The sequence below is a fragment of the Nostoc sp. PA-18-2419 genome (assembly GCF_005869855.1).
Lineage (GTDB): Bacteria > Cyanobacteriota > Cyanobacteriia > Cyanobacteriales > Nostocaceae > Nostoc.
Window position 1 is genome coordinate 273803 of the sequence record NZ_SZNH01000002.1, and the last position, 26869, is coordinate 300671.

The 26869-nt window shown below is 42.6% G+C and carries 21 protein-coding genes; 10 read left to right on the plus strand and 11 right to left on the minus strand.

From position 1 onward, the window contains the following. Positions 1–64 precede the first annotated feature (64 nt). On the plus strand, positions 65–952 hold the full coding sequence (locus tag FCR06_RS03075; protein ID WP_138497383.1) for a TIGR02587 family membrane protein: 888 nt from the start codon (positions 65–67) through the stop codon (positions 950–952). After that, entirely contained in the window at positions 949–1344 is a 396-nt protein-coding gene (locus tag FCR06_RS03080; protein ID WP_138497384.1) for a TIGR02588 family protein, read from the plus strand. Before FCR06_RS03075 ends, FCR06_RS03080 begins: the two co-directional genes overlap by 4 nt. 55 nt (positions 1345–1399) lie before the next feature. Here FCR06_RS03080 and FCR06_RS03085 read toward each other — a convergent pair whose 3' ends face one another. The 6 genes from FCR06_RS03085 to FCR06_RS33350 form a co-directional block, all read right to left on the minus strand. Then, positions 1400–2167, minus strand: coding sequence for a ChaB family protein (locus FCR06_RS03085; protein ID WP_138497385.1), 768 nt, complete (start codon positions 2165–2167; stop codon positions 1400–1402). A gap of 293 nt (positions 2168–2460) precedes the next feature. Further along, a complete protein-coding gene (locus FCR06_RS03090; protein ID WP_138497386.1) occupies positions 2461–3000 on the minus strand; it encodes a Dps family protein in 540 nt (179 codons plus the stop codon). Positions 3001–3448: 448 nt separating this feature from the next. Next, positions 3449–3805 carry a hypothetical protein gene (locus FCR06_RS03095; RefSeq protein WP_138497387.1) on the minus strand — a complete coding sequence of 119 codons (357 nt, stop codon included), beginning with the start codon at positions 3803–3805 and terminating at the stop codon, positions 3449–3451. A 486-nt stretch (positions 3806–4291) separates the two neighbouring features. Beyond that, the gene (gene xylB, locus FCR06_RS03100; protein ID WP_138497388.1) at positions 4292–5791 is read right to left on the minus strand and encodes a xylulokinase; all 1500 of its coding nucleotides are present in this window, start codon (positions 5789–5791) and stop codon (positions 4292–4294) included. A gap of 100 nt (positions 5792–5891) precedes the next feature. After that, positions 5892–7388, minus strand: a complete 1497-nt coding sequence (locus tag FCR06_RS03105; RefSeq protein ID WP_138497389.1) for a mannitol dehydrogenase family protein — start codon at positions 7386–7388, stop codon at positions 5892–5894. A 104-nt stretch (positions 7389–7492) separates the two neighbouring features. Then, positions 7493–7792: a hypothetical protein gene (locus tag FCR06_RS33350; RefSeq protein WP_223280021.1), complete on the minus strand. Its 300-nt coding sequence runs from the start codon at positions 7790–7792 to the stop codon at positions 7493–7495. A gap of 143 nt (positions 7793–7935) precedes the next feature. On the opposite strand from FCR06_RS33350, the gene FCR06_RS03115 reads away from it, so the two are divergent. Both FCR06_RS03115 and FCR06_RS03120 read left to right on the plus strand, forming a co-directional pair. Further along, a complete protein-coding gene (locus tag FCR06_RS03115; RefSeq protein WP_138497390.1) occupies positions 7936–8739 on the plus strand; it encodes an SDR family NAD(P)-dependent oxidoreductase in 804 nt (267 codons plus the stop codon). A 90-nt stretch (positions 8740–8829) separates the two neighbouring features. Further along, entirely contained in the window at positions 8830–9822 is a 993-nt protein-coding gene (locus FCR06_RS03120) for a sugar-binding transcriptional regulator (RefSeq protein ID WP_138497391.1), read from the plus strand. A gap of 59 nt (positions 9823–9881) precedes the next feature. On the opposite strand, the gene mutL is transcribed toward FCR06_RS03120, so the two are convergent. The 3 genes from mutL to FCR06_RS03135 form a co-directional block, all read right to left on the minus strand. Beyond that, positions 9882–11738 carry a DNA mismatch repair endonuclease MutL gene (gene mutL / locus FCR06_RS03125; RefSeq protein ID WP_138497392.1) on the minus strand — a complete coding sequence of 619 codons (1857 nt, stop codon included), beginning with the start codon at positions 11736–11738 and terminating at the stop codon, positions 9882–9884. A 463-nt stretch (positions 11739–12201) separates the two neighbouring features. Further along, entirely contained in the window at positions 12202–13251 is a 1050-nt protein-coding gene (locus tag FCR06_RS03130) for an adenosine deaminase (protein ID WP_138497393.1), read from the minus strand. Positions 13252–13395: 144 nt separating this feature from the next. Then, the gene (locus FCR06_RS03135; protein ID WP_138497533.1) at positions 13396–14226 is read right to left on the minus strand and encodes a phosphodiester glycosidase family protein; all 831 of its coding nucleotides are present in this window, start codon (positions 14224–14226) and stop codon (positions 13396–13398) included. Positions 14227–14970: 744 nt separating this feature from the next. Between FCR06_RS03135 and FCR06_RS03140 the strand changes: the two genes are divergently transcribed. The 3 genes from FCR06_RS03140 (at position 14971) to FCR06_RS03150 (ending at position 20420) form a co-directional block, all read left to right on the plus strand. Next, the gene (locus tag FCR06_RS03140) at positions 14971–17328 is read left to right on the plus strand and encodes a family 2 encapsulin nanocompartment cargo protein terpene cyclase (protein ID WP_138497394.1); all 2358 of its coding nucleotides are present in this window, start codon (positions 14971–14973) and stop codon (positions 17326–17328) included. Between the two features lie 165 nt (positions 17329–17493). Then, positions 17494–18903 (plus strand): family 2B encapsulin nanocompartment shell protein, encoded by a 1410-nt coding sequence (locus FCR06_RS03145; RefSeq protein ID WP_138497395.1) that lies wholly within the window; start codon positions 17494–17496, stop codon positions 18901–18903. A 107-nt stretch (positions 18904–19010) separates the two neighbouring features. Further along, positions 19011–20420, plus strand: a complete 1410-nt coding sequence (locus FCR06_RS03150) for a family 2B encapsulin nanocompartment shell protein (protein ID WP_138497396.1) — start codon at positions 19011–19013, stop codon at positions 20418–20420. Between the two features lie 113 nt (positions 20421–20533). Here FCR06_RS03150 and FCR06_RS03155 read toward each other — a convergent pair whose 3' ends face one another. Continuing rightward, positions 20534–22261 (minus strand): CHASE3 domain-containing protein, encoded by a 1728-nt coding sequence (locus FCR06_RS03155; RefSeq protein ID WP_223280029.1) that lies wholly within the window; start codon positions 22259–22261, stop codon positions 20534–20536. 341 nt (positions 22262–22602) lie between these two features. Next, positions 22603–22749, minus strand: a complete 147-nt coding sequence (locus tag FCR06_RS32370) for a hypothetical protein (protein ID WP_189523305.1) — start codon at positions 22747–22749, stop codon at positions 22603–22605. 454 nt (positions 22750–23203) lie between these two features. Between FCR06_RS32370 and FCR06_RS03160 the strand changes: the two genes are divergently transcribed. The 3 genes from FCR06_RS03160 (at position 23204) to FCR06_RS03170 (ending at position 26868) form a co-directional block, all read left to right on the plus strand. Continuing rightward, complete coding sequence (locus FCR06_RS03160; protein WP_138497398.1) at positions 23204–24547, plus strand: adenylosuccinate synthase; 1344 nt, start codon at positions 23204–23206, stop codon at positions 24545–24547. 55 nt (positions 24548–24602) lie between these two features. After that, positions 24603–25205: a 50S ribosomal protein L25/general stress protein Ctc gene (locus FCR06_RS03165; RefSeq protein ID WP_138497399.1), complete on the plus strand. Its 603-nt coding sequence runs from the start codon at positions 24603–24605 to the stop codon at positions 25203–25205. Positions 25206–25326: 121 nt separating this feature from the next. Beyond that, the gene (locus tag FCR06_RS03170; RefSeq protein WP_138497400.1) at positions 25327–26868 is read left to right on the plus strand and encodes an AAA family ATPase; all 1542 of its coding nucleotides are present in this window, start codon (positions 25327–25329) and stop codon (positions 26866–26868) included. Position 26869 lies beyond the last annotated feature (1 nt).

Below are 26869 nucleotides of genomic sequence, written 5' to 3' on the forward strand. Positions count from 1 at the left end.
GCTATATATGCAGGAATCATTGTTTTAAATTGAAATATTATCTAAATAAAAGGAAATTTAAAGAGTGGTAAAAAAACCTCAGAAAAATGTCTGGTGGAGTCAGATTAATGACATCATTCGGGGTGCTTGTGGAGGTTTTTTATTTGGCATACCCTTACTGTATACAATGGAGGTTTGGTGGATTGGATCGCTAGCAAAACCACAATTAATGATGATAGCGATCGCACTGATGTTTATTGTAGTTTTCTTGCTCAATCTCACAGAAGGTTTTCGCAAACGCAGATATACTTCCCAAGCTCGTCAAGCCGCAATGGATACCGTAGAAGCAATAGCGATCGGAATAGCTTGCTCTGCCTTTGTGCTATTACTATTGCGAGAATTGACGTTAGAAACTTCCCTCAGAGAATCTTTAGGAAAAATTATCTTTGAAAGTGTACCCTTTACTCTTGGTGTAGCATTAGCCAAACAGTTTTTGGGAGATACTAAAAACGGTAATGAAGAGGATAAAACAGCACACCAGGGAAATAGTTCAAGTAAAAATAACCAGAATGAGTTAAACGCCACCTTTAGCGATATTGGGGGAACTCTAATTGGTGCAACCATAATTGCATTTAACATCGCCCCAACAGATGAAGTTACGATGTTAGCAGCAGCGGTTTCACCAGTTTGGCAATTGGCAATCATCGCTGCATCTTTGCTGATTTCTTATGGCATTGTATTTCAGGCTGGCTTTTCTGACCAGCGAAAGCGGAGAGAACAAAAAGGAATTTTCCAAAGACCATCTAGCGAAACCATCATGTCCTACTTAGTATCACTATTAGCAGGCGCTTTCATGTTATGGTTCTTTCAAAAGTTAACTTTTAGCGACCCCTGGACAATGTGGTTAGATCATAGTTTGATATTAGGTTTACCAGCAACTATTGGTGGTGCAGCTGGTAGGTTAGCAATATGACTAACCCAGAGCAAGCCAAACGTTCCCTTGCTGAGTGGGTGACATTCAGCATCGCCTCGTTTATCCTCGCGATCATTGTGAGTTTGGTAGGCTACACTTGGGTGATCGAAAAAAATCAACCTCCGATTATTTCTGTCACTAAAAAAGAAGTAATTCGGGAAATTGATGGACAATTTTATGTACCTTTTGAAGTTGTGAATACCGGAGGAGACACAGCCGAGTCAGTTCAAATTATGGCTGAGTTACTAATTGACGGCAAAGTTGCAGAATCAGGAGAGCAACAAATCGATTTTTTATCTAGTGGTGAAAGTGAAGAAGGCGCATTTGTATTCAGCCAAAATCCCCGCCAAGGTAAGTTAAATCTGCGTATTGCTAGCTATAAATTGCCATAATGTCATTAGTCATAGGTGATAATCAAATGACAAATGACTAATAATGATCCCTAGTTTAAGCTTTTACTTTGGTTTTTGACCAAACGCCATTTTCATCTTCATCATATTGCTCGTGAACAGCTTGCCAAGCAGCTTGCTCCGCGCTAGATTCGTCACTTTTTTCATTGAGTACAGCGTTATAGCGCTCAATAAATGTACGCTGAGCTTCAATAGAAAGATGAGTGCGAACTTCAGGAGATAAGTCTTCTGGGCTGTTGCATATCCCCGGACAAGGACGAGCCAGTGTTTTTTCAATTACTTGAATTTCTTCACCACCAGCACTTTCGAGGAGTAATTGAAATTCCCCGGTGCGATCGCTTGGAACTTCTGTCATCAATAAAAACTCACCAGCTTGTAAGCGGGTTTGGTAAATAGCCGCTTTATCTTCTGGCATACCCAAAGTGGTCAAAACCGATACTAAACCGGCACCTGCACTACCTGCGATCGCTCCACTAGCAGCTCCTAGCAACACTGCACCAATTGGCCCTGCTGCCACAATTGAACCAACAAAAGGAATAAATAGTACACCTACACCTGTGAGCAAGCTGAGAAAGGAACCAAACAAGGAACCAAAAACCGCCCCTGTTCTCAAACCTCCCAGAATCACATCTTTTTTACTAATAAAGCCAGAAATTCGAGTTTCCGACTGAAAGTTTCTACCCATAACAGAAATATGATCTCTAGGCACACTTCTGTCTAATAAACGTCGAATAACATCATCAATTTGCTTTTGTTCTTTGAATACAGCAGAAATAGTACGTTCTGCTTTATACACCTCTGGCATTTGAATAATCCTCTTTTTATGTTGTTTTTACTGCGAACATAGTTAAGGGAGATGCAGGCGAATAGATGTTATATCAAGTTCGGCTAAATGGTTGGTTTTTTTGGTAATTGGTAATTACTAATTGGCAAGAGGTGAACAGTTGTGTTTTTCTTGCGCATTACCCAATACCAACCCTCACAGATATCATAAGTATCCAACGGAACATGATATTATTAGACTAGTTGAGGGAGGATTCATTCCTCCCTCAACTAACTACCTAAATTGCTTTACTCAGCTCAGAAATCGTGGAGTAGCTATACACCTACAGGGGTCTTAGCTTGTGCTACCGACTGTCTACCATCTGAGTCTATTGCTTGTCCTTCAATGAATGAACGCAGCATCCAAGCCATTTCCTCATGCTGTTCCATCAATCCAGTTAAAAAGTCAGAAGTTCCTTGATCGTGAAACTCTTCAGCAGAGCGATCTACATGGTCTCTGAAGTTACGAATAACCTGCTCGTGATCTTCCACTAAATTCGATACCATTCCCGTTGCGGTGGGAACATCACCAGCATGTTCCTTGAGGGTAGCAACCTTAAGAAATCCTTCCATTGAGCCAATCGGGTAACCACCTAAAGCACGAACCCGCTCTGCTAAAGCATCAATATTTAAAGTCAGCTTTTCGTAATGTTCTTCCCAAAGTTGGTGCAAAGAACGAAACTGAGGACCGACTACATCCCAATGATACTTTTTGGTTTTTACTAACAGTAGATACGCATCTGCCAAATCTTGATTCAACAGATTAATCACACCTTGACGTTGTTCTTGTGTCAAACCAATGTTTATCGGACGCATTGTTTTCCATTCCTAAGCAAACTTATTTAATAACATCTCAAATTTTGGACATAATCCACATCAACCAAAGGAAGCATTGTGAGTGGAAATTATTTAGCGCATTAATAATTGTACCTATGCCTTAATAGGTAGGTATTTTGATGAAATGGAATAATATAATAAATATATTTAATTTTTTCAGAAAATTAAGTATATTTTAATCTTTTATAATTCTGTTATCGGATTGGCTTTTGCTTCTCACCTACTTATAGAGGTAAGTTAATCAATCAAAATGGACTGCTATAGTACTTAGTTAGCTTGATTTAATTTTTGTTCAGTTATAACAAAATAATTTATGTTATTCTTAATTAAATTTATTTGTTTGTGATTGCTAATGATTAATGGGCGATTACATGAAAGTAATCACCCATTACTACTGAACAATTATGAAAGACAAGTATTAACTGTGTTACTTACCTGTAACTTTATCCAACGCATTCTTCAGCTTTTCTTCTATTGTGACTGCACTCTGTGAATTTTCAGGGTTCTTTTGCTTGTCACTGTCAGCAGATCCTTGAACTTCATTGAGTCCTTCGGTTGACTTCCTTTTAACCTCTTCAAGTCCAGCTGGTGGTTTTTTAGCGGCTTCGTCAGTTTCGCGCTGAATGTCAAGTAGTTGTGTTTCTCCCTCAGTAGACTTACTTTGGTAGCTATCGATCGCAAAAGCAGGAAAAGCACTAGATAGGAGTAGTAACGCACAAGTAAAACCGACAACTAGAAAACGTACTGGACGCAAAATAGATAAAACAGAAGCAATAACTTTCATCGTGAAATCCTCGATAACAGCGTTAACAACGCAAAACATTATATTTGATCGGCAGAGCTGATGATTCTATTCGGTAAATTTTATTTGGCAAACTTTACCAAAAAAACTAGCAAGCTACACTTCAATGTTAAACTTGTTAAAAAATTAACCTGAAGAAATTAGCTTTAGTATTTGTGTATTAACTCACGAATGGTTACTGGACAAATACTCTTGGTGAGTTCTTCATTCAATGTTTACTGACTTATTTTTACTTTTAAGACTCAAAGGTATACATCAATCTGTAGAATGAAGTTGTCGTTATCTCCAGTTATAAAAAAAATCACTCTCTAGGTATATCGACTTAATTGAGTGTGTCGTAAACAAGCTAGAATCAGGACAACGCTTTATAATTTTAACTTGTTTGTGTAGACACAGAGTAGGGAAGAAGCCTTTTAAGTTTTACCTAGCGAAAGTAAAAATCAAATACGAGTCCTATAACTCTTTTACCTAAGGTATCGATGCACGAACAGCCTTCAAGGCATTGTAAAGTAACTTGTAGCGCTCAAACCCTGCTTCATACAAAGGATTTGCCTGGGGCTGTACTACATTATCATCCGGCGCGAAGATTTTGAGTGCAGCTTCTAAGTTGGGGTAAGTACCAACCCCCACCATTGCCAAAATAGCTGCTCCGTAAGCGGCTCCTTCTTCGGCTTTGGAAGCAATCAGTTCTGTTTGCAAAACGTCTGCTAAAATTTGTAACCAAGTGTGAGAGCGTGCGCCTCCACCGGTTGCTAAGAGTTGATGAACAGGAGCGATCGCACTAATTACCTCCAACGCTGACCGCAAACTAAATGCAACCCCCTCTAGAACAGCACGGGTTATATCTGCTGGCGTATGAGTTAATGACAAATTCACCAAAGCACCACGAGTATCTGGATCGAGGTGGGGACTACGTTCTCCTGCAAGGTGGGGCAGAAATAGAACACCACGCGCACCAGGCTGCGATCGCTCTGCTATATCCATCAATTCAGTGTAGGATATATGCGGTGCAAATGTATCTCGATACCAACGCAGAGAACCACCTGCGGCTAGCGTCACTCCCAGTAGATGATACCCCCCATCCACATGACAGAACAAATGCACCCGACCTTCTGGATCGGGAATTGGGCGATGTCTATCGCGGGCTACGCCTACGCAGGGTGCAAAGATAGCTCCTGATGTGCCGATACTCAAACTACCCCGATTGAGGTTGCTTGATGAGATGCCCAAACCAATGGCTGCTGCTGCATTATCACCTCCGCCTGCGACCACAGGTAATCCAGCAGGTAATCCTACGCGAGTGGCTATTTCTACTTTCAACCGTCCGGCGATCGCGGTAGATTCGATGACTGGAGGGAACAACGCTGGATTGAGATCAAGAGTATGGAGAATATCTGTATCCCATTGCCGATTTGCTAAGTTCAGACAGCCGACACCAGACGCATCAGATGGTTCTGTAAATATTTCGCCAGTTAGCACATATCCCAGATAATCTTTTGGTAAAAGAATCTGCCACAACCGAGAGTAGGCTTGTGGTTCTTCAGTCCGCAACCATAAAAGCTTCGGCAGTTGAAAGCCAGTAATTGCCGGATTTCCAGTGCGCTGGATTAATTCCTGCCGGGGAATACTGGCTTCAATCTCAACAACAGCTTTACCTGTGCGTTGGTCATTCCACAAAATTGCTGGTCTAATCACTTTGCCTTGAGCATCAAGAGGAACCATACCATGCATTTGTCCAGACAAACCCAGGGCAATTGCTTGGTATCCCTGTAGCTGTTGACTCACATCAAACAAAGCATCTAAACTGGCTTCCACCCAATCTGCTGAGTTCTGTTCTGTCCAACCGGGTTGTGGAGTTAACAGAGGATAGCTTCTGGTTGCTTGAGCGATAACTTGCCCTTGTAGATCAACTGCGATCGCTCGCACTCCTCCTGTACCCAAGTCTAAGCCAACTACGATATCAGTCAATTTGTCCCTCCTAAATTATCAAGCTTAAATTTAAGGTTGGTAGGGCGATCGCAAGACGGAAATAAAACTTCCGCCTGAAAAATTCGCAGCTTTAATCTGGTTAAGTTTTCTCTAAAAATCGGGTTAATGTTTCTTTAGCTCCAAACTCATACAATCTGCGTAAATGATTTGCAACTGCATCAGCAAAAGGCGACTGCGATAAATCGCCAAAAATTTCAGTCAGGTTGAGCAATGGTTTGGCATCAAAACCACTAGAATGAGCTAGTTTAGTTAAAGTACCTGCTATTGGGTCATCAATGGGAATGGCGTTACCTTGGTCATCCTTTCCATTCAAGTAACGGAACCAAGCAGCAACCGTGAGGCTCATGTAATCAATTGCCACATTTCTACGTAGTGCGTCACGAACTGAGCCTAAAACAAATTTTGGTATTTTGGCGGAACTATTTAGGCAAAGGCGGGGCAGTTGATCCTGAATTTTAGGATTGGCAAAGCGTTCAATTAAGGTTTTTTTATAATCGTCTAAATCAATTCCCGGCACAGATTGCAGTGTTGGCGTAACTTCTGCCATCAAATTATCAACGGCTTGCCGAATTAACGGATCAGCCATCACCTGATGAACGTAAGTGTAGCCTGCTAAAGTACCGAGATAACCAATCAACAAGTGACTGGCGTTCAATAGCCGGATTTTCATCATCTCGTAGGGATGAACATCGTTGGTCATCTGCACACCAACAGATTCCCAATCCGGTCTACCTGCACAGAAATTGTCTTCGACTACCCACTGAAGGAACGGTTCGGCAACAACTGGAAAAGCATCATCGATATTAAACTGTTCTGCCACCATTTTGATATCTGCTGGGGTGGTAGCAGGAGTAATGCGATCCACCATGCAGTTGGGAAAGGCTACTTGTTCGGCAACCCAACTTCCTAACTTTGGGTTCTGCATTTTGGCAAATGCAGTCAACATTTTCTGGGCAATGTTACCATTACCTTGCAGATTGTCGCACGATAACACAGTAAACGGTGCAATTCCTTGTTGACGGCGGCGATTGAGGGCTGCTGTCAAAAAGCCGTATACGCCAATTGGCTCATCGGGATGCTGCAAATCGTACTGAATTGTTTGGTGATTGGCATCGAATTCACCGCTACCTTCAACATAGTAGTAGCCGCCTTCGGTGATTGTGAGGGTGACGATGCGGCATTTGGGGTCTGCTAAGGTGTTAATTACTGCTTGGCGGTTATCTGGGGCAAACAGATATTTTGTAATTGCCCCAATTACACGAGCGCGATCGCCTTCTAGCGACTTTTCCACTAAGGTATATAAACAATCTTGTAAACTCAGTGCATCCCGCATTCGTTTGTCGAATTCTAATAGCCCTACCCCGCAGATTCCCCAATCACTGCCGGAATGCTGATGAAAGTAATTATCGAGATATAAAGCTTGATGTGCGCGATGGAACCCACCAACACCGATATGGACAATACCGTTAGTAATTTGATGGCGATCGTAATTGGGTACGCGGACGTTATTTCCTAAACTAGATAGAGATGCTTCATTCAGCTTGATAGCTGAGTCTTTGCTGATATTGCTGTTCATGGGATTCACTAATGGTTAGGTGATGGCGATCAATATCGATAAAGCTGAGGCACTGAGAATGAAGGTAAAGTTTTTAACTCTAATGAATTTGCGTGCATCTGGATTCAGCAAGTTATACCGTTGAAAGGAAAACCATCCAACAGCCCTGTGGCGACGGTTGCATCTACCCACACCCCGCATTTTCCTGTGGAGAATATGGAACTTTCTCCATAAAATGGTACAGCGTAAAGTTTACCATTGTTGGAAAGCCCTTCTCGTATGGGTTTGAGTAGGTCATTTACATCGTAATCTGCACCTAAATCCAAGGGTCTTAACCAATTTCGCCTAGCCCAAATTCGGGTTTCATCGGAATCCAGCGAGGAATGCAGCCAACACTTTCGCGAAGTGGGAGATACGCATCGCATAATTCCTTTAAGCTAAAAAATCTTAGGAATTAAGTTTTTGATTTTATGCTTTAATTTTGGGCAAAAGCTCAATAATAGAAATCATATCAATCCCACGTAAATGACAGCTATTTGCAACAATTCTTCAATAAAAGGTTAAAAATATGACGGGAAAAGCAACTTATCAGTTTGCAGGCAAGATGATCTTGATTACAGGCGGTGCGGGAGATATTGGCAAGGCAACTGCACATCGTTTTGCTGCTAATKGTGCAGGTGTAGCTCTGCTAGATTTGAATGAAGCGAGGATGGCAGATGTGGCTGAGGAACTGAAACCTTACAACGTACCAGTCGGTAGATTTTACTGTGATGTTACATCTGCTGATGATGTTGCCAAAGCCTTTACTAGCGCTATTGAGCAACTTGGGCGAATCGACTATATATTTAATAATGCAGGTTATCAAGGAGTCTTTGCTAAAACCGACGAATATCCGGAAGATGACTTTGAAAAGGTGATTAATATTAACGTTATCGGCGTTTTTCACATTCTCAAAGCTGCTGCCCAGCACTTGCGCGATGTAGGTGGAGGTGCAATCGTCAACATGGCAAGTTATGCGGGTGTAGTTGGGCCGCCAAATATGCTGGCATACGGCGCTTCTAAGTTTGCGGTGATTGGAATGACTCAGACAGCAGCCAAAGATTTAGCTCCTGACAATATTCGAGTCAATTCGCTCTCCCCAGCGTTGATTGGGCCTGGTTTCATGTGGACGCGGCAAACAGAATTACAAGCAGCAGTTGGCTCACAGTACTTTGATGCCGATCCTAAAGTAGTGGAGCAACAGATGATTGATTCAGTAGCAATGCGCCGTTTGGGAAGCTTGGAAGAAGTGGCGAATGGAGTAGCATTTCTGATGAGCGAAGAAGCAAGCTATATTACTGGGTTTAACTTGGAGGTCACTGGAGGGTTATAGAAATTTCCAAATAACTGAGCAAAAATTATATATTTGGGCAAATATGCAGAAATCATTCTTTTGGTAAGTAGATAATTTTTGAAGGTGGATATGGGAGAACCTTTATTGGAGCGGTGCGATGCCAGCAAAGCTGGCTTGTCCTTTAGGACTCGCAAGTTGGATCTAGCTGCTCATGCTGCTTGGCTCTATTACATCGCAGGCAATACACAAGAAGAAATTGCAACAAAGCTCAATGTATCCCGGCAAGCTGCACAACGCCTAGTTGCATTAGCAGTTAGTGAAAAATTAATCAAATTTAGCCTCGATCATCCCCTGAGCGAATGTATTGCTTTAGCTGAGTCATTACGTCATAAGTTCGAGCTGTCGTTGTGTGAAGTAGTACCAACTGACGCAGGCAGCAGTGATACACTCAATGGCATAAGCGTTTGTGCTGCCAGCCACTTAGAAGCTTACCTGATCGCAAAAACCCCGACTATACTGGCGTTCTCCTCAGGTCGGATATTGCGAGGAATGGTCGAGCAAATCCCTTCAATGAATCAACCTCAGCATAAAATTGTTTCAATTATTGGCAATATGTCCCATTGTGGACGTGCAGGTCGCCACGAAGTAGTGATGCATTTATCGGATCGCATCGGTTCCCAAGCTTACCCAGTGCCGACTCCGGTTGTAGCGACTAGCATTGAAGAACGGGAACTTTTGCAGACTCAGCGATCATTTATTACTGTCAAAGCTTTTGCAGAGCAAGCCAAAGCAACGTTTGTCGGAATTAGTCACATCGCCTGGAATGCTCCATTACATCAAAACGGATTTATCAATGACGATGAAGTGGCTGAATTAATTGAACTAGGAGCGGTAGGAGAAATTGCAGGTTGGACTTACGATCGCTACGGAGTATTGCTGCACAAAGGAACCAACAGCCGGGTTACCAGTGTAGCACTCGAACAACCGGCTCATCGACTGATTATTGGTGTGGCAGGTGGCCTGAAAAAGGCGGAGGCTATTTTGGCTGCTCTGCATGGCAAGTTAATTACAGGACTAATTACCGATGAAGCAGCTGCCGAATTTATTCTGAGTAAAATTTAGTACTTGTTTGCGTTCAATCTTCAGGTCATATCTGTTCAAGTCAATGGGGCACTAGACTATCAAATACCATGACTTTTGCCAATTACCCAATTACGTCGGAAAAATCTAGCTAAAGCAGACTCTTCCAGCGATAAATAAATTGGGCGTCCATGAGGACAGGTGCGGGGGTTGCGAGTGCGTTGCCAATTATCTAAAAGTGTCTGCATTTCTTGCAAATTCATGGGTGTACCATTACGAATAGCACTGCGACAGGCGACAGCTACTTGGGCTGTTTGTAAGTCACCTCCCAAACTTAATTCTAAAATTGCTTCGGCACAATCTTGGCGTTGCTGCAAGATTGCAGGTAGATTACGAACTGCCCAAAGTTGTTCGCCAAAGGGTTCTATATCTAAACCGATGCGTTGCAATTGCGATACTTGCACTGGCGACAATTGATAAAGAATAATTGGCGGTTCGACACAAACGAGTTGCCAACTATCACATAATTGCTCGTACAAAACTCGCTCATGGGCAATGTGCTGTTCCACTAACCATATCCCAGCAGCATGTTCGGCAACAATATAAGTATTACTCACTTGCGCTACAGCTTTTAAAGAGTGAGGAGTAGAGACGCGATTAATCGCGTCTCTATCAGAGTTAGGATTTTTATTATCCTCGTTGGAATTTTGAGAATTTAAATTGTAGCCACCTTTGGCCTCGGCGACTTTGAGTAATTTACTAACTCGTGTTGTGTGGACAGTTTCTTTGAAATTCACAGAAGAAATTCGCAGTGCTTGATTAATTCCTTGAATAATTTGCTCTTGCCAATAAGTGATTTGATTGAGATAAATTTCTGTTTTTGCTGGATTACGATTCCAGTTTATTTGATCTGGGGAAATAGCAAGATGTAGAAAACAAATTGGATAGCGATCGCGTGGTAATGTTTTGTGAAACGCTGATAATATTGTTTGCTCTAGTTCTGCTGACTTAATCATCCGTCCGTTAATCGCTACACGTACCCAATCTGGACGATGACGGTGACAGCGGTCGGGTAATCCTACCACTAAGTTTAGTGCTGAGAGGGGACTGGGAACTGGGGATTGGAAATTGGGGATTAGGGAGTGGGCATTAGGGATTGGGGACTGGGGATTGGGGACTGGGGATTGGGGAAGGTGGGGTCCCCCCTGGGGATAAGGGGTAATGGGGAGTGAAGAGTTAGGAGTACTGAGTTCTGAATTTACAGGGTTGGGGACTTCGAGTTTCAATTCGTGTAAATCAGCCTGTCGGACTTGGCGTAAAATCTGTGGTAATAGTTGCCCAGTTGTGGCGGCTGGGGAAATGGTAAACCATTGACGGTCATTTTGCCAAATCTGCCAGGTGACACGGGGATGACATAGGGCAATTTGGTGAATTGTTGCTTGCACGGCTTTCATTTGCTGTGCTATTGTCGGCAATCCTTGACGACGAGATGAACAGTTACCAAAAAGACTAGAGACTGTGACTACTGTACCAGGTGCGATCGCTGTTGCTTCAACTTGCACAACTTCCCCGCCATACCCATAGACAAATCGCCATCCTAATTTTCCAACCACACAATGACTCAAAATTTCTAAATCTGCCAAAGTGGTTAAACTGTGCAACGCCTCACCACGAAAACCCAAACTGTTAATTTTCCACAAATCGCCACTAGAGCGAATTTTACTGGTGCTGTGAGCTGTGGCTGCTTTATGTAAATCATCTAGGTTCATTCCACAACCATTGTCGGCAACACGAATTCGCCATTGCTGCGGCCATAGCGAAACCACAATTCGTGTTGCACCTGCGTCTAGGGAATTTTCTACCAATTCCCGCACTACAGAGGCTAAAGAGTCAATGACCTCTCCCGCTGTAATCAGATATACAACTTCTGTTGGTAGAGCTTGAATAGTAGATGCCATAAATTATAGTTTATAGCTTCTGGTGACAAGGCCGGATCGTTGGGGCAATATCTATTCCATTAGCAGATTTAGCTCTCAATACTAAATCTGCTCATACAAAAGCCACATCTATATTTATGGCGTCAGTCGCCAGAATTCATAAATCTTATTAGCGACTGGTGGATGTAGCTTGCTTGTTTATAGGAGTATAAATTAGGTTTAACTCCTCCACTAAATTAATTCTGAATTTTTAATTTTGACTTTTGACTTCCCTGCCGGGACTGACTTGTGTATTCTGTTTTTGAATCAAGCTTTAATTTATGATGTAAAACCTGATACAGCCGATTGCAGCTAAGTGAGGTAGAAAACCCAGGACTGATTCATTACAGATAAAGAGTTTCTACCTCCTGCCTCCACCAATAACTGCCTCAAAACCTGTAACTTTGTACTTCATGCAAATGAGAACTGCTGTAACTCATAACCGTTAATTAGTATCGCTCATTGCCAAAACTTTAGATGGTTCAAGTTTGAGCAATCCATTCAATAACGATGCTGGACGTTGCTTATAAGGCCAAGCAAAAGCATGACGAAAAGCTGCATCCTGACAAGCTTGGAGTTGTTCAAAACTAATAATGTCGTAAGTCAAGAGATTTTCATATTCCCAAGGCAAACGCACATTGTGTAAACCAGCATTATCAGTACAAATAGCGATATCAACCCCAGCATCGAAACAACGGTCAAAAACTAATTTCAGTTGACGTATATCCTGTAAAGTACCAGTTTTCAAATAAGTTGTCGGGCAAACCTCCAAACACTGCCCGCGTCTAGCTACATCGTTAAGTAACTCTGGATACAATAAAGGAATTTGGATGCCATGACCGATTCGCATCAAATAGGGTAAGAGTTGGGGATAACAACCAGCAGTAGTTTCAAACAGATGTCCTGTAGTATTAACGTCGAGCGATCGCGCATAATCATATAGACTAATCCATTCTTCAAAGCGATCGGCATAATAGGTATCACCACCAGCTACATCTACTCCACAGATATACTGCTTATTTTGCGCCGCCAAATCAACAATCGCTTTGTTCACCTCATAGGGTAGACGCGTGTGCATACAAAGAATTTGGCTAGTAACAATCGGATATTCTGGCAGTTGACTAGCTTGTCCTACTACCTGCACAATTTCTGTCATTTTGTCAATTCTTTGTGATTGACTCAGATGCTCAGGTGTTCGTAAATAGGGAGTATAACGCAGTTCCAGATAAGCCAAATTTTCAAAAATGTAAGCACCTCGCACCAAACGATAGATAAAGTAAGGCAAAGTTTCCACAGTTTGCACACTTTCTACCAAGGTGTGCAATTCTAGATACTCATCTAGGGTATTGCGTGGGCGAGTGTAAAAATCTTCAAATTCTGAATAGTCGGCAAAGCGGGAAATCAACTCCGAAGAATGTCGCTCAAAATATCGCCACAAAACTCGTGGTACGACCGAACCACCCAGGTGTCTATGTAATTCAGCATATAAAGACATAATGGTATTTTTAGGGAAAAATTTTACTAATTGTAACAAAAACATAGAAGAAAAAATTTAGACTCGAAAATTCCTGAGTGCTGAGGATTAACTCTCAACAGCCAGTACAAAAAGATAATGCTTTCTTAAATCAACGGCAGCTTACTAGCTTTCCCGAACCAGCAAAACCGATTTCACAGGACGCTTGATTGGATTTCCTTCTAAATCAACCTTCCCGTAAAAGGTTTTGCCATTGTAGTAGAGTGAAGACGAACTCCCTCCATCTAGATTCATTGCTTTATCAGCACCAAGGGTTTTCATCAAATCAGCTAATGCTGGCAAAGATATCCCATTTGCCGGAACCGACGGTTTTTGAGCTACCATAACTAAAATAACGCTGCCATCACGGGTGATACCGACGGCAGTTCTGGCATTGGGTTGATTGCTGCCAAGTGCATCTCGTTTATTGGCATTATCTACAAAGCCCTCTTGTACTGAGGTAAGTTTTGGTAACAGGCGTGGACCTGCGCCTATGGCATCGACTAGCTGGCAACCTGCTGGTGGTGACTCACTATGTAGGGCAATCGAATAGCTGATAGTTTGCCCACATGAGTAGCGGCGAAATTCTGCGCGATTAAAAATTTGATTCAGGTAAGGCTTTAAATTGGGATTGTTCACCAACCGCTCGTTTTCCTTAGGGTCAGCTACCAACTTTCCTTGTAAGACAACATAGGATGTAGATTTTTGGTTAGCTGGGTCAAAAAAGCCTGCGTTTAAAATAGCTACTGCCCGATACTTCTKGGCAAATTCTTCTACAGTAGCTAGCTTCTGTGATAGTGCAGGAGTTATCACAAATCTGCTATTAGCTGGAATCAACAGGATATGAGCTATGCTTTGGGGTAAAGTGCGCTCGAAGTAGCGGATAGTTTTTGATGGTGAAGATACAACACTCGGTATTGACGGTGTTAAGGAACGGAAATTAAACCACAACACCATTGCAAAACTAATTAATATCAAACCTAGTATTTTGATTTTTCTGACTTTTAAACTCACTTGCGCTTAGCTCAAATAAAGTTGATTAAACTATAAGTACAAAATTTATACACTCTTCAGTTGTAATTCTTTGTGAAAGTCAGTTAAGTGGTATAGGTAGCAATAAAACACAGTATCTATATTTAAAATTAAGTATATTTAAATACAAAAAGATTAATTTGATTAAGTGGAAAGGTAGGAAAAGTAAGATGTTTTATTAAAACCCTTGATTATGTTGTTGATAAGCTGTAATTTAATGCATAGCAAATATTTGGCAAGAGTAACTTGTGAATTTTTCGATTATTAGAGGTAATTTTACTTATCAAAGATTAACAGCAGATGTCAAATTACAGCGCTTGCCACTTAGGTAAGGTACAATATTATATCACTAAGTATACGGACACGGTAGTGCCTATTAGTATCAACTTAAGCCCAAATTCCTTTAAAACCTTGTTTCCAGCCATATGCTGAAAATACTATTGTTGTGGCAGAGTTGAGAGTTAAGAGGCAGAGCCTCTCATCAGGTGTTTTCTGTCAGAGATTGGAAACGAGACACTCTCTAAAAGTTGGTTATAGAATGGCTTTCACGTTAAGTTGACACCAGCAGGTAGTGTCGAGGTTCTATGAATATTCCTCGTGTAAACGAGAACTACCATTACACGACTTCAATCAAGATAATAAGCTTAAACTAATAGGTTTAAATGGACAATGACTTCAAGCAAGCAACCTTTTGAGTTGCCGAGTTTTTATGTGCCTTGGCCAGCACGGCTGAACCCAAACTTGGAAGCGGCACGGGTACATTCTAAAGCTTGGGCTTATGAAATGGGAGTTTTGGGTGGGGCAGAGGGATCGGAAGATTATGGGATTTGGGATGAGCGCAAGTTTGATGCCCATGACTATGCGTTGTTGTGTTCCTATACCCATCCAGATGCCGATGAACCGATGCTCAATCTGGTGACTGACTGGTATGTTTGGGTATTTTTCTTCGACGATCACTTCCTTGAGCTTTACAAGCGTACCCAAGATATGGCTGGGGCTAAGAAGTACCTCAATGGACTACCAGCGTTTATGCCTGTGCAGCCCCAAAAAACGCAGCCAGAACCCACTAATGCTGTAGAAAAGGGTTTAGTAGACCTCTGGAATCGCACCATCCCCAATGCATCCCAAGACTGGGTAATCCGGTTTTCTGAGAGTACGATCGCTCTTCTCAAAGAGTCTCTGTGGGAACTCGCCAATATCAGCCAGGATCGAGTCGCTAACCCCATTGAATACATTGAGATGCGCCGTAAGGTGGGGGGAGCGCCTTGGTCAGCTAACCTAGTGGAACACGCGGTTGGGGCAGAAATTCCCGATGCGATCGCTCCCACTCGACCAATGCGTGTCCTCAAAGACACTTTTTCTGACGGAGTACATCTGCGAAATGATATCTTCTCTTACCAAAGAGAAGTGGAAGAAGAAGGGGAAAATGCTAACTGTATCCTAGTTTTAGAACGATTCCTCGATGTCAAGACTCAAGAGGCAGCCAACCTCACTAACGACTTACTAACGTCTAGGGTGCAACAGTTCGAGAACACCTTTGTTACTGAGCTTCCTTCCTTGTTCGAGGAATATAGTCTGACTCCTGATGAGCGTCTGAAAGTAGTTCTATATGCCAAAGGACTTCAGGACTGGCAGGCGGGGGGTCATGAGTGGCACATGCGATCGAGCCGCTACATGAACCAAACATCAGACAAATCTTCAACTCTCGGCTGGCTTTTAGGCGGCCCGACTGGACTAGGCACATCAGCGGCCCGTCTTAGAGCCTTATACGATAGTTTGGGACTAAAACGGTTCAAAAGCTTCACCCATGTTCCCTATCAGCCTGTAGGGCCAGTAACCCTGCCGCAGTTTTATATGCCCTTCTCCACCAGTTTGAACCCTCATCTAGACGAGGCTCGGCGGCATTCTAAAGAATGGGCGCGTCAGATGGGGATGTTGGACGTACTGCCAGGAATGCCCAGCATTTACATCTGGGATGACCACAAATTTGATGTGGCCGACGTAGCCTTATGTGGTGCTTATATTCATCCCAATGGGTCTAGTGCTGAGTTGAATATCACAGCTTGCTGGCTGGTTTGGGGAACCTATGCCGATGACTACTTCCCGGCACTGTACGGCCATAGCCGCAATATGGCAGGGGCAAAAGTTTTCAACGCTCGGCTATCAGCGTTTATGCCTCTTGATGGGAGTCCTATCCCCGTACCAACGAACCCAGTCGAACGAGGTTTAGCTGACATTTGGGCGCGGACGGCTGGCCCCATGACGAAGAATGCTCGTCGCCAGTTTCGTCAGGCGATCGAGGATATGACGGAAAGTTGGTTATGGGAACTGGCTAACCAGACCCAGAATCGCATTCCCGACCCGATAGACTATGTGGAAATGCGTCGTAAGACCTTTGGCTCCGATCTAACTATGAGCCTGTCTCGACTTTCCCAAGGGAACGAGATCCCACCAGAGATTTTCCGTACCCGAACCATGCAGAATATCGATAATTCGGCTGCTGATTTCGCCTGTTTGACGAACGATATTTTTTCTTATCAGAAAGAAATCGAGTTTGAGGGCGAGATTAATAACGGTGTGCTAGCGGTTCAGAATTTCCTGAACTGCGATATTCCCCACGCCGTCGCCATTGTTAACGACCTGATGACCTCGCGTGCCCTTCAGTTTGAACACATCGTTGCGACTGAACTCCCTATCTTGTGTGACGATTTCGATCTGAATACCAGTGCTCGGGAAAAACTGTACGGTTACATTAAGAAACTGGAACAGTGGATGTGCGGCGTACTCAAATGGCATAGGGCGGTAGACCGTTATAAGGAATTTGAATTGCGGGATAACTCGACACAAAAGCGGTTACTCCAAGGTCCCATAGGGTTAGGCACTGCCGCGACCAAAATTAGACCAAGTGTCGGTCAGCAAACAACTCAAACCAATGTTCAGCCAGTGATACAGAAGTTACTGAATGGACCAACAGGTTTAGGGACTTCAGGTATCAAAATCGGTTCGTTGTTAGGAACAAAAGATTAGCTTAATCTGAGTCCTTATTGCGATCAATCAAATAATACCAATTTGAAAAAAGAATGCGACAGATACAAACCCAAAAACCTATATAAAGTCTGGCTTTCTTAATTACGAATTACGAATTACGAATTGGTATAACTTGTCAACAAACATTACTAATGGAGATTAATCATGACTAATGCAGCAAACACTCCCCTAGAAAATCAAATTGAGCAACTGCCAATGAGTTTGCAGACCGAAGCGGCGCGTAATTTGGCAACGACCACCAAAACCCAACCCCAAATGCAGGGAATTACCTCACGGTGGCTTTTAAAACTGTTGCCTTGGGTAGAAGCAGTGGGTGGTAGCTTTCGGGTCAACCGTCGCTTAACCTATACGGTTGGGGATGGACGGGTCAGCTTTACTAATACAGGGGCCCAGATACAGGTTATTCCTCAAGAACTCACTGAGTTACCTTTGTTGCGCGGATTTGAAGATGTCGGGGTGTTAAATGCTTTGGCTAGTCAATTTGTGCAACAAGAATACGCTGCGGGTGCTGTCATCGTCCAAGAAGGCCAACCAGCCGATCGCGTATTGCTGATTGCTCATGGTAAGGTAAATAAAATTGGCCCAGGCAAGTTTGATGATCGCGTTGTTTTGGCTGTATTAGCTGATGGCGACCATTTTGGCGACTACTCTTTAGTCGAATCCCAAGATACTTGGGATGTCACCCTCAGTGCCATTACCCGTTGCACCATCTTGTCTCTGCCTCAAGCAGCTTTTCAAAACTTGGTTAACCAGTCTGAGGCTCTGCAAGCGCAAGTAGATCGATTCAGAGAAAAATTGCGCCAACCCAAAAACGAAGCCGGGGAAGCCTCAATCGATATTACTTCAGGCCACCTCGCGGAAGCAGTATTACCTGGGACTTTTGCAGATTATGAAATCAATCCAAGGGAATATGAGTTAAGCGTCGCTCAAACCATTTTGCAAATCAATACACGGGTTGCTGACCTCTACAACGAACCCATGAATCAGACGGAGGAGCAATTACGGCTCACCATCGAAGCATTACGGGAACGCCAAGAACACGAAATGGTTAATAATCGTGACTTTGGACTGTTGCACAATGCCGATCTCAAACAACGCATTTTTACCCGCAGCGGCCCCCCAACTCCTGACGATCTCGATGAGTTGATCTCTATTGTTTGGAAAGAACCGAGCTTTTTCTTAGCTCATCCCCGCACAATTGCTGCTTTTGGTCGGGAATGTAACCGCCTTGGACTTTATCCCGATCCTATCCCTACGGGTAACAGTGCAATTCCCTCTTGGCGTGGTATTCCCATCTATCCTTGCAATAAGATTCCTGTTACAAAAGAGCGTACTAGCTCCATCATGTTAATGCGTGTGGGAGCAACCAATCAGGGTGTTATTGGTCTTCATAAAACTGGCATTCCTGATGAATATCAACCTAGTTTGTCTGTGCGCTTCATGGGTATTAACGAAAAGGCCGTTATTTCCTACTTAGTCAGCGCTTACTACTCTACAGCTATTCTCGTTCCTGACGCATTAGGCATCCTTGAAGATGTAGAAATTGGTCTTTAAGTAGTAGTCGGATATCCTCTTCAAAGTAGGGGCGAACGACTGTTTGCTCCTACCTCCTGATGCTCTCTGTTAGGAATGTAAATTTAGTTGCATGAAACGTTAAGTTTATGACAGATGCTTTGATTAGGCCAGATTTAGGTCAAGAAAACGGGCAACCCCAGATGAGCTTAAGCACGAAAGGGGCGCGGAATTTAGCCAAAACCACGAAAACTCCGCCCCAGATGCAGGGCATTACCCCAAGATGGTTGTTGCAGATGTTGCCTTGGGTACAAATCAAGGGTGGAGCCTATAAGGTTAACCGTCGCTTGACCTATGATGTTGGCAATGGACGGGTCAGCTTTACAAATACAGGGGCCGAGGTACGGGTCATTCCCCAAGCACTTTGCGAACTATCTTTACTACGTGGTTTTGAGGATATTGAGATACTCAACGCCTTGGCAGACCGCTTTGTACAACAAGAATTTGCCGCTGGTGAGGTCATTGTACAGGAAGGTCAACCAGCCGACCGCGTGTTATTAATTGCTCATGGTAAAGTTAATAAGCTGAAGGCCGGAAAATATGAGGCGGAAGCTTTACGAGATATCTTAGCTGACGGCGATTGTTTTGGTGGCGAAGCTATAGTTTTATCTCAGGACACTTGGGAGGTGAGCCTAAGAGCTGTTACACGCTGCATAGTTTTGTCTTTGCCAGTACAGGCGTTTCGGGAGTTGATGAACCAATCTGAAGCGTTGCAGACTCAGGTTGATCGCTTGAGAGCTATGTTGAGTAAACCCCAAGATAGGTACAATCAAGCTGAAATCCTTCTGTCCGCAGGTCATAGTCCGGAAACAGAGTTACCCAGGACATTTGTTAATTACGACTTGAATCCACGGGAGTATGAGTTAAGCGTCGCTGAAACCATTTTACGGGTGAATACGCGAGTTGCCGACCTCTATAACGAACCCATGAACCAGACGGAGCAACAATTACGCCTGACTATCGAAGCGTTGCGGGAACGGCAAGAATACGAAATGCTGAATAATCCTGATTTCGGATTATTGCACAATGCCGATCTGAAGCAACGCATCTATACCCGCACTGGGCCACCGACTCCAGATGATTTTGATGAATTGCTCTCAAGGCGGCGCAAAACCCATTTTTTCCTAGCTCACCCTCGCGCGATCGCTGCTTTTGGTCGGGAGTGTAATCGTCGTGGTATCTATTCCCCGAGCAAAGAGGTGAATGGAAAGATTGTACCTGCATGGCGCAACTATCTGATTTTTCCTTGTAACAAAATTCCGATTACCAAAGAAGGTACTAGCTCTATTTTGGCACTCCGTGTCGGAGAAGAAAACCAAGGGGTGATAGGTTTACACAAAACGGGGATACCTGATGAATACCAACCCAGTTTGTCTGTAAAGTTTTTGGGTATCAACGACAAAGCGATCATTTCTTACTTAGTAAGTGCTTACTACTCCACAGCCATACTCATTCCCGACGCACTCGGTATCCTTGAAGATGTCGAAATTGGGCACTGAATAAAATATTGTTGTGACAAATTGCTGTCGTTGGGTTATGTGTCTGATTTAATAAGAAAGCGGTCAAATTATCTGTTTAGGGGATAGTACTGCTGTTATTGAATTTGAGCAAGCTATCCGCAATCAACAAACCCAAGCATAACCGAAGGTGTTTCCCTAGATGTTAACGCGGGCAAGTACACGGTAAATTGAGTACCTCTACTTACCTGACTGCAAACATTGACAAAACCACCGTGATTCTTAATAATAGCCAGCGCCGTGGAAAGTCCTAAACCTGTACCTTTGCTTGCATCTTTGGTGGAAAAAAATGGTTCAAAAATCCGTTGCTGAACTTCTGATGACATACCCATACCACTATCTGTGACCACGATCGCAATATAAGAACCCACTTTGGCATCAATATTAATTTGGGTACAATGTTCGCTAATTATTAAATTTTCTACTACAATCCTCAGAATACCGCCATTGGGCATTGCATCACGGGCGTTAACTACTAAGTTCATTAGCACTTGATGCAGTTGAGTTGCGTCTCCCCAAATGTGCCAGAGAGTTTTAGGAATATCTATCTGACAGATAATCGATTTGGGGAATGTTTGAGTGATTATTTGCTCAATTTCAGCCATTAATGGCTGAACTTGGACAAATGTTAGTTTAGTTTCAATACCGCGTGCAAAGGTCAAGATTTGCTTGAGTAAATTAGCACCGCGTTTAACATTATTTTCTAAGGTTTGTAGTAATTTCTGGCTTTGTGCGTCGGGAAATTTTTTCTCCAACAACTGAACTGACATTAAAATTGGCGATAGTAGATTGTTGAGGTCATGAACGATACTGCTAGTTAGAGTACCGATGCTCTCCAAACGTTGCGATCGCAAAAGTTGAGCTTGTAATTGTTTATAATAGGTGATTTCGGTGTTCGCACACAAAATAGATTTAGGCTCTCCACTATCATGTCGTAACAATAGCCACCGACTTTCAACAATAATTTCCTTACCTTCTTTTGTCAGTTGATGCAACTCACCTCGCCACTCACCAGTGTTCATGACGCTTAAGTAAGCATCTTCTAGTTGTAGTGAATCTGKATACAAAAGTTGCAAAATATTCTTACCAATAGCTTCCTCAACTTTCCAACCGTAGAGACTCTGGGCACCTTGATTCCAAAATAAGATTTGGTTATGGATATTTCGTACTACAATTGCGTCTTTTACTACATCTAGTAATAACTTTTGTTCATAAATTCTCTGTTCTGCTTGTTGAAGTTGCCTAATGTTATGCCATAACAAGTCATAGAGTAACGCCACCAACAGCAAATGTATGATAACGGCGATAAAAAATATAACTATAACCTTTTGGGAAATTGCTTGTGATTCCTGTATGTGTTGCTGTAATAAATTTTTCTCTGTCTTTAAAGAGTCATAAATTAGCTGTTGAATTTCTTTGCCAGTTTGTTTGTCTGGTTTAGATAAAATTAGCTGTTGAGTTGCTGGCAATCCCTGATTTTTTCTTAAGTAAATTTCTTGTTGTAAGATGTTAAATCTATGACTAATTTTGGACTGCAATAAAGCAACCCACTGCTGCCTTTGAGGATTATTAACAGTTAACTTACTGAGGATCTGGAGATTGCGATCGCTTTCTCGATATGCCTGTCGATAGGCTTTTAAAGCATCTATATCAGATGTAATTAAGTAATTACGTTGTGCAGTTTCAGTATCTTCAAGTGTAACTCGTATACTTTGAAGTTGAGTAATAACTTTATGAGATGATGTCAGCCATTCCTGGTTATCAATCAGCTTAATAGTATTTTTTAAGGAAACTAAAGTATTAGTAAAAATAACTGCCGACACCAAGATGAATATTACTTTGTACTTTTGGATAGACCATTTTTTTATCATGCGATCGCCCTTTTTCCTACCAAAACCCTCCGTGAGTTTAAATTAATTAAAAATTACAAATAAATACTGAGAGTAATTTAGTAATTTCGACAATAAATAGAATTTGTTAAATTCGTTAATATCTTAACTTTTAGAGATAATCACTTATACAGAATTATTAGAAACTAACCCGCTAGTTTTTAATATAAATTAATTTTTGAGATGACTATATATTACGGAGTATTCTTTCAACTCACATACATATCGCATTAAAATATACATTAAAGCTAAATAATTTTTGCGATCGCCTACACTCAGTGGATTGTGCGATCGCCTTTTAGGTATGGTTGCCAATAAGTAATCAGTAAAAACAATCGGTCATCTGGTGCGTGAGGTGCAACTGGAGTACCCATATGCCAAGAGTTTTCAGAAAATACAATTGCAACAGAGGTATTCAGCATCGGAGGAACTTCGCAGATAACTGATTCAGGATTCAGGTATAAAATTGCGGAAGCAAAGAAGGGTGAGACAAAGAATTATTAGAATCAGCAATTAGAACCTGTGAAAAAATCAATTACAGATCGACCGAGCTTGACGAGGGCACGGCGGTCGCTTCAAGTTGGGCATTGTCTACCCAACCAACGTGCTACCTGAAGTTTGTACTACCGTCAATTGCAAGTTTATACGTGGAACAGCTGAAAACAAATACTAGGTTATTACGTCTTTAAATTACACAATCACTTGGTTTTTCTTCGTTGAGTGCTGACGATTAATACTCAGCAGTCACCACGAAAAAATGTGCTGCCTTAGATGCAAGGGCGGCTTAGATTGTTTTGCCAGAGCTTGACATTATTCAAAAAGTATGTTGATAATTATAGTTTGTGGAAACTTAGCTTTTAATATAAACGTAAACGCTTGGCTAACGTAATTGTCATAGGTGCCCAATGGGGCGATGAAGGAAAAGGCAAAATAACAGACTTGCTCAGCCGTTCGGCGGATGTTGTGGTACGTTACCAAGGGGGTGTCAATGCTGGACACACAATTGTAGTCAAAGGTCAAACCTTTAAGCTGCACTTGATTCCCTCTGGTATTTTGTATCCAGAGACCGATTGCATTATCGGTTGTGGGACAGTCATCGATCCACAGATTTTAATAGCAGAACTGGATCAACTAAAACAATTAAATATTTCCACTGACCACCTGCTGATATCTGAGACAGCCCACGTAACGATGCCTTATCACCGATTGATAGACCAGGCATCAGAAGAACGACGCGGAAGTCATAAAATCGGTACTACAGGTAGGGGCATTGGTCCGACTTATGCTGACAAATCTGAACGTACAGGCATTCGGGTTCTGGATTTAATGGATCCTGATGGGCTACGCGAGCAGCTGGAATGGACGATTAATTATAAAAACCTCATTTTAGAAAAGCTTTATAACCTACCGCCTCTAAATCCACAAGAGGTGATTGACGAGTATCTAGGGTATGCAGAACGCTTGCGGCCTTACGTCATTGATACATCGCTGAAAATATACAATGCAATTCAACGACGGCGCAATATTTTATTTGAAGGCGCCCAAGGCACGCTCCTAGACTTAGATCATGGAACTTATCCTTATGTTACCTCCTCTAACCCTGTAGCCGGAGGTGCTTGCGTTGGTACAGGGCTAGGGCCGACAATGATAGATCGGGTGATTGGGGTATCGAAAGCATATACCACAAGAGTAGGAGAAGGCCCGTTTCCTACGGAACTGGATGGAGAGTTGGGAGAATTATTGTGCGATCGCGGTGCCGAATTTGGCACAACCACCGGACGTAAACGGCGTTGCGGCTGGTTTGATGCCGTCATCGGTCGTTATGCCGTGCGGATTAACGGCATGGATTGCATGGCACTTACCAAACTGGATGTTCTCGACGAATTAGAAGAAATTCAAGTTTGTGTCGCCTATGAAATAGATGGCGATCGCTCCGAACACTTCCCCACCAGTTCCCGTCAATTTGCTAGATGTCGCCCCATCTACAAAACCTTACCAGGATGGCAAGTGTCAACAAGTCACTGCCGCACCTTGGAAGACTTGCCACAACAAGCACTGGATTATCTAAAATTCTTAGCAGAATTGATGGAAGTTCCGATCGCGATCGTTTCACTCGGAGCTAGTCGCGATCAAACCATTATTGTAGAAGACCCCATCCACGGCCCTAAACGCGCTTTATTGCACGCAGACGGCACACCTGCTTCCTTGTTAAGCGCTTAAATTGGTCATTAGTAAATTACAAATGACAAAGGACAACTGATAAAGGACAACTCATATGGCTATTACAGTCGAATGTCAAAAGCGACCAGAAGGTAGCAAACCCAAAGCTTTGCGCCGTTCTGGAGAAATCCCGGCAAATTTGTACGGTCACAAAGGTACAGAATCAATTTCTTTGACCATTAAGACCAAAACTGTCGAACAATTGCTCAAAAAAGCTTCAGTTAACAATACTTTGCTTGATTTAAACATTACTGATATACCCTGGCGGGGCAAAGCCTTGCTACGAGAACTTCAAATTCATCCAGCGAAGGGTACGCCTTATCACCTGAGCTTTTTTGCAGTTGCAGGTCACGGCGACACCACTGTAGAAGTACCACTGCGTTTTGTAGGAAATCCTGTTGGTGTTAAACAAGAAGGTGGTGTGTTAGACACCGTTGTTACAGAATTGCAAGTGAGTTGTGCGCCTGAGAACATCCCAGAAGTGATTGAAATTGATGTCACTGAACTGAAAATTGGAGACAAATTACATATCAGTGATATATCTCTTCCTCAGGGTGTAACACCTCTGGCTGAAGCAGAGCGAGTTCTAGTCGGCGTTTTGCCACCACAAATCAACGTTGCTGCTGAGGAAGAGAGTGAAACACAAGCAGATTCTTAAGCTACAAGAATAAGGCCTCTGCTCCTTACTCGAAACTCAATTGATAAACATATGTAATAATTTCTGATGTCGCCAGGAGGAAACTCCTGGTTTTTTATATTGGAAGCGCAGAGGCTAACAGGTGACAGACGTAACTCTTCCAGCTTTTATTGAACAAATGTTGCAGGCGGGATTTTATCCCCATAAAGTAACAGAACCGATTGAACTCATTCAAACCCACATTTCTTATGTGCTGTTGACTGGGGATTACACTTATAAACTAAAAAAACCAGTTAATTTCGGGTTCTTGGACTTTTCGACTTTAGAGAAACGGCAGCATTTTTGTCACGAAGAGTTACGTTTAAATCAACGAGGAGCAGGTGAACTATATTTAGAAGTTTTGCCGATAACTCTGGCAGAGAAAAAATACCAATTAGGGGGAACAACAGAGGCGGTAGAATATGTGCTGAAAATGCGTCAGTTTCCCCAAGAGTCGCTATTCAGCTCGCTTTTTGAACAGGGTAAGTTAAATAAGACACACTTAGATGATTTGGGACAGGTAGTGGCTCAATATCATGCCAAAGCTCAGACGAATGATTATATTCGCGGTTTTGGTGAAGTGCCAAATGTCCGAGCTGCATTTGATGAGAATTATCAGCAAACTGAAAAATATATTGGTGGCCCCCAAACTCAGGCGCAGTTTAGAGAAACCAAGGAATATACAGATAAGTTTTTTGCCGAACGTTCAGAATTATTTACTAACAGAATTTACAACGACTATATTCGTGAATGTCACGGGGATTTACACCTAAAAAATATTGCTTTGTGGCACKATAAAATCTTGCTGTTTGATTGCATAGAGTTTAATGAGCTGTTTCGTTTTGTCGATGTGATGTACGATGTGGCATTCACTGTAATGGATTTGGAAGCCGGAGGGCGCAGAGACTTAGGTAATGTGTTTTTGAATACTTACATTGAGCAAACTGGAGATTGGGAAGGTTTACAGGTATTACCTTTGTATTTAAGTCGTCAAGCTTACGTGCGAGCCAAGGTAACTTCATTTTTGCTCGATGATGCCAATGTACCCGCGAAAGTGAAGCAAGAAGCCAGAAAAACTGCCACTGATTATTACAAACAGGCTTGGGAGTATACTAAACCAAAACAGGGACAATTAATTATGATGTCCGGGTTGTCTGGTTCTGGTAAAAGTACAACTGCAAGACTTTTAGCTCGTCAATTAGGAGCGATTCACCTTCGTTCCGATGCAGTGCGGAAGCATTTAGGGGGAATTCCTCTGTGGGAAAAGGGTGGCGATAATTTGTATACACCTGAAATGACTGAGAAAACTTACACGCGCTTGTTATCACTAGGAATTATACTGGCTAATCAAGGTTATTCTGTAATTTTGGATGCCAAATATGATAAACAACACTTACGGCAAGAAGCGATCGCCCAAGCTACAAAACAGCAACTTCCTCTCCAGATTATCCAATGCACGGCCCCGCTAGAAGTGTTACAAGAGCGCCTGAACAACCGCACTGGCGATATTGCCGATGCTACTACTGATTTATTAGACTCACAACTCAAACAAGCTGAACCCTTTACAGAAGCAGAACAATCTTACGTAAAGATTTTAGATACAACTCAACCACAACAGGCACAATTAAAAGCAGTAATTTCCTAAT

Excerpts from the sequence above, each read along its gene's own strand:
- FCR06_RS32370 (WP_189523305.1), bottom strand. The coding sequence starts at position 22,749 with ATGCTGAATACCTCTGTTGCAATTGTATTTTCTGAAAACTCTTGGCAT.
- FCR06_RS03080 (WP_138497384.1), top strand. The coding sequence starts at position 949 with ATGACTAACCCAGAGCAAGCCAAACGTTCCCTTGCTGAGTGGGTGACA.
- FCR06_RS33350 (WP_223280021.1), bottom strand. The coding sequence starts at position 7,792 with ATGCGATGCGTATCTCCCACTTCGCGAAAGTGTTGGCTGCATTCCTCG.
- FCR06_RS03120 (WP_138497391.1), top strand. The coding sequence starts at position 8,830 with ATGGGAGAACCTTTATTGGAGCGGTGCGATGCCAGCAAAGCTGGCTTG.
- FCR06_RS03150 (WP_138497396.1), top strand. The coding sequence starts at position 19,011 with ATGACAGATGCTTTGATTAGGCCAGATTTAGGTCAAGAAAACGGGCAA.
- FCR06_RS03130 (WP_138497393.1), bottom strand. The coding sequence starts at position 13,251 with ATGTCTTTATATGCTGAATTACATAGACACCTGGGTGGTTCGGTCGTA.
- mutL (WP_138497392.1), bottom strand. The coding sequence starts at position 11,738 with ATGGCATCTACTATTCAAGCTCTACCAACAGAAGTTGTATATCTGATT.
- FCR06_RS03105 (WP_138497389.1), bottom strand. The coding sequence starts at position 7,388 with ATGAACAGCAATATCAGCAAAGACTCAGCTATCAAGCTGAATGAAGCA.
- FCR06_RS03090 (WP_138497386.1), bottom strand. The coding sequence starts at position 3,000 with ATGCGTCCGATAAACATTGGTTTGACACAAGAACAACGTCAAGGTGTG.
- FCR06_RS03165 (WP_138497399.1), top strand. The coding sequence starts at position 24,603 with ATGGCTATTACAGTCGAATGTCAAAAGCGACCAGAAGGTAGCAAACCC.
- FCR06_RS03095 (WP_138497387.1), bottom strand. The coding sequence starts at position 3,805 with ATGAAAGTTATTGCTTCTGTTTTATCTATTTTGCGTCCAGTACGTTTT.
- FCR06_RS03140 (WP_138497394.1), top strand. The coding sequence starts at position 14,971 with ATGACTTCAAGCAAGCAACCTTTTGAGTTGCCGAGTTTTTATGTGCCT.
- FCR06_RS03085 (WP_138497385.1), bottom strand. The coding sequence starts at position 2,167 with ATGCCAGAGGTGTATAAAGCAGAACGTACTATTTCTGCTGTATTCAAA.
- FCR06_RS03145 (WP_138497395.1), top strand. The coding sequence starts at position 17,494 with ATGACTAATGCAGCAAACACTCCCCTAGAAAATCAAATTGAGCAACTG.